Source organism: bacterium endosymbiont of Bathymodiolus sp. 5 South (assembly GCF_900128535.1).
Lineage (GTDB): Bacteria > Pseudomonadota > Gammaproteobacteria > PS1 > Pseudothioglobaceae > Thiodubiliella.
Map to the genome: position 1 here is coordinate 1 of NZ_FQTR01000149.1, position 4,014 is coordinate 4,014.

General features: G+C 36.0%; 4 protein-coding genes. 2 read left to right on the forward strand and 2 right to left on the reverse strand.

The window, feature by feature from the left end; translation table 11 throughout:
• Both BBROOKSOX_RS09315 and BBROOKSOX_RS09320 read right to left on the reverse strand, forming a co-directional pair.
• The coding region (locus tag BBROOKSOX_RS09315; RefSeq protein ID WP_306821346.1) for an FISUMP domain-containing protein at positions 1 to 1,597 on the reverse strand (1,597 nt) is incomplete at its 3' end.
• Between the two features lie 118 nt (positions 1,598 to 1,715).
• Positions 1,716 to 2,651 carry a hypothetical protein gene (locus BBROOKSOX_RS09320; RefSeq protein WP_180323956.1) on the reverse strand — a complete coding sequence of 312 codons (936 nt, stop codon included), beginning with the start codon at positions 2,649 to 2,651 and terminating at the stop codon, positions 1,716 to 1,718.
• A gap of 437 nt (positions 2,652 to 3,088) precedes the next feature.
• Between BBROOKSOX_RS09320 and BBROOKSOX_RS12255 the strand changes: the two genes are divergently transcribed.
• Positions 3,089 to 3,217, forward strand: a complete 129-nt coding sequence (locus BBROOKSOX_RS12255; protein WP_257607841.1) for a hypothetical protein — start codon at positions 3,089 to 3,091, stop codon at positions 3,215 to 3,217.
• A 147-nt stretch (positions 3,218 to 3,364) separates the two neighbouring features.
• The coding region (locus BBROOKSOX_RS09325) for a DDE-type integrase/transposase/recombinase (protein ID WP_139661327.1) at positions 3,365 to 4,014 on the forward strand (650 nt) is incomplete at its 3' end.

Here is a 4,014-nt window from a genome sequence, read left to right on the forward strand (position 1 = left end):
ACTTGTGTAATGCAACATTCACACCATTGCTAATTACCTCTACTTCGCCTATTGCCAATACACCTGGAAGTGATTGTTTAATTAACACAAAACGCTTAGGGAGTATTGGCACAGGTGCTATTTTACGACCAATAAAGTGTGTTGTATCTTTGGCTTTGGCGCTAGCGCTAGTAGAGCTCACAAAATAAGTTTCTTTTCCTACTTTCTTCATTTCACCGTCTTGGTAGAAACCTAGCAATTCAGCGTTAAAGTCGCCTTCATGGAGTAATGTGGCTTGCTCTCTGCCTCGATACACATTGTTTTTGTTTTGTTGTGCTTGGCTCATGTGAAAGTAGCCTTCTAATTTCTTCCAATCTGCATCTGTTGGAATGCGCCAGCCAGATGCGCATATTCCTTGCAATTCTGCCTTGGCTTTAGGCAACTCTGCCTTGGTTTTAGTGTTCATGGCTGCATTCCAATTATAAAACTTGAGACCCTCATTTTCTACATAAACATCTTTAATGGGGGCGACACTTGGATAATGACGGATATTCTCAACAGTCCATAGTTGATCGCCAAACACTTTGGTTTTATACTTGGCAAAACCAACTGACATCTCTTTGTGGTAATCATGGGAATTAACAGTATCTTTGTTTTTGTCAGAGCCATCTTGGTTTTTATCGGAGTCGTCTTGGTTTTTATCAGAGCCGTCTTGATTTTTATTAGAGCCGTCTTGATTTTTATTAGAGCCGTCTTGATTTTTATTAGAGCCGTCTTTGTTTTTGTCGGAGCCGTCTTGGTTTTTGTCGGAGCCGTCTTGGTTTTTGTTATCCTTGTCTTTATTAGCCTTGGATTTTGATAATGAAACACGAGAAAAGCCTATTACTTTATGCGTATCTTCCTTTTCTGTAATACTGCTCTTAATCTTTAATGAGCCAATAAAATTATTACCAATATACAAAGAATTGACAAAAACTCCAGTAAAAACAATGTCTCCTTTAGATTGATTAGGTTGTAATAAAGTGGCATCATAATCCCAAGTCATTCGCCTATCTTTAAATGTTGCATTGTAGACAGGTGTTCCATTGATAAAAATAGATCCATCTGTAACTTTACCACCTATAGATTCAGCTGCGTTTGTTATGTAAATTCTTATTGATTTTTTACCATTGTCGTATGTTAAGTTAGTGAAATATTTTCCAACCCAAAAAAATAAACTGTTAGCTTTTCTTTTTTCAAACTCAGCAGCAACCGTTTTTATCTTGCAAAGGCCACACTTACTGGTTAAAAAGCCTTGAAGCGTTTGAAGATTGTCATCTAATGTTAACGATGTATGTAGATGTTTAACAAAATCTAAAAATAAGGTGGTTTTGCTAAAAACTTCATCTACAAACATTTTGGCAGCTTTTAGTTCGTCAGGATTTTCGCTTGATGTTGTCTTAGAGCTAGGGGTAAGAACAAGAGGCTTTAAGGAACCAGATTGATTAAGGTTGGGATTAGTGAGATTGAACAAAGCACCTGACTGGGTAGAAAAAGTAACAGGTGATATTGCCAGTGTGTTGACACTAAATAATAAGTAAATAAGTAAACCGATTGTTGATACTTTAATTGTTTGCATAATTAATTCCTAATAATAAAACTGTCTTTTGTTAAAAGCACTATTGCAACCTTAAAAAGGTAACAAAGTGTTGGTATTAACGGTTTAATTTTGCCCCCCATAATTGGCAATATTCTTCCTATTTACATGCGCCAAACTCTACATTTTCATATATACTTGGTTCTTCAAATGCACTTGAATTTTCACCTGCACCTATGTTTTCGTCTGCATCTGAATTTTTATATATATCTGTGTCTGAACCTAAATTTTTCGTTATTTCCTTATACCCCCTTGCTGGCAAAGAAGGTCCGCCATCAAGATTGGGGTCGGCAGTTGTATTTTTTAGTAACTCACTTGACTCGATAGTTGTATCCTCGTTGCCTTGTTGTTTAAAACTTTTTAAAACCACTTCTGTTTGTCTAGCTACTTTTGATTTAACTACTTGAGTATAAACAAGCCCGTCGTCATTTGAAGCTCCAGGAATAGGCTGCCTCGGTCTAATATCTATCTTAGCAACACTAATCGCACGCACATAGTCATATTGAGGAACTTGTTGAGGCTCTCCTATAACTCCCCTTGAATTAGCTGATTCCACTGTATTATCTCGCGTGATACCTAATGACTCTTCTAAGCCTATCTGACTATTTGTTAATTCTATACCACCACCATCTTCTGAAACAGGGTTCCTTAATCCTCTGAGTTTATAAATAGAATAACTACCCACTGCACCAGTCGCTATAATAAATATGGAAACAGGTATTGCCCATTCAACTGTTGATAGTGTTATGCCATCTTTTGGTATAACTGGTATAACGCACTGCAACTGCTTTCCTGCTAAATCTGATGGGGTTGTAAAAAAAAAATTTTCACTGCCCTTTTTAGATAATTCCCCCCCAGAAATAGAAGGGCTGAACTCATATCCTGATTGACATTTACAAGTATTAATATCATTTAAATACGAATAAACTGATAATTGGAGTACATATGCGCTTTCGTCATTTACATTAATATAACATTCATGCCCTAGTGCGTTAACACTACTGAGAAGCAGTAAACCTAAAGTGTATGATTTCATTTTTTCTAATTTATAAGTCAAAATAAACTTAACCTTTGTAGAAATAATTGTCTTTCTACTAGATTTGAAATATTATTCTACATAATTTTATGAGGTGAAAACACTTTTTTTTAATTTTTTATCTCATTCGTAAGCATAATCTCAGGATGGTCCTCTTACCACATAGGACTGTCTCTAAATTTGTTGCAGCATTTGATTGCCGTTTATTCTTTCACTGGAAAGAAAAATAACTAAAGTGTCCAGTTCCACCACGTTATTCCAGTTTGAGCATTTGAATCAATAATTCTCAAGCCACTTACAATCGTCATTTTAAGGGTTTGAGTTTTTGCTTGCAAAAAGCTAAAAAATAAAAACTCAAACCCTTAAACTTCCCCCTAAATTAGGGGGGTAGTTGCCGTAACATATTAACTTTTTTTCTACTACAAAAAGGAGAATATATGAAACAGAACTACCACATGAATGCGAATACTAATTCACATTCAAGAGCGATTATACACAGGGCTAAGGCTTCGAATACTACCTTAGCACACCGCTTTGGTGTTAGCACTAAAACCATTGCCAAATAGAAGAGTCGTGATTTTGTTAAAGACAAAACCTCAAGACCAAAGACAATACACTACGCTTTAAATGAGACTGAGCGTGAGATTATTCGAGTAGTACGAACCCTCACTTGGTTAGAACTTGATGACTTAACTGATAGTATTGTTGCCTGCATGCCAAATGCCAATAGGAGTAATGTATATCGCACTTTGGTGTGTTTTGGCATTAACCGAGTGCCACAAGAAAAGAAACAACAAGCCTCTACATTTAAGGAATATGAGCCTGGATATTTACACATTGATGTTACCTATTTACCAAAACTAGCGGGTAAGAAGCAATATTTGTTTGTTGCCATTGATCGTGCTACTAGGGTGCTTTATTTTGAGATTTATGAGAATAAAACCGCTATCAATGCCGTTGAGTTCCTTAATAATTGCAAGGACTTTTATCCCTTTACAATTACGCATATATTAACTGATAATGGCTTAGAGTTTACTGATAAGTTTGTCACTAAAGACAAGCAAGTTAGTGGTAAACACAAATTTGACAAACTCTGTTCACGCAGCGAGATTGAGCATCGATTAACACAGCCTGTAACCCCTAAAACCAATGGCATGGTCGAGCGCGTCAATGGCACGATTAAGAATGCAACAGTTAAGGCGATAACATATCAAAACATTGATGAAATGAAGCAAGATTTGAACAAGTTTTTGATTTTTTATAATTTTAATCGTGGACATGGTGGACTTAGAAAAGAGATTAAGGTAAGGACGCCTTATGAGGCTTTAGAGTATTGGTATAATTTGAAGCCTGATTTGTTTAT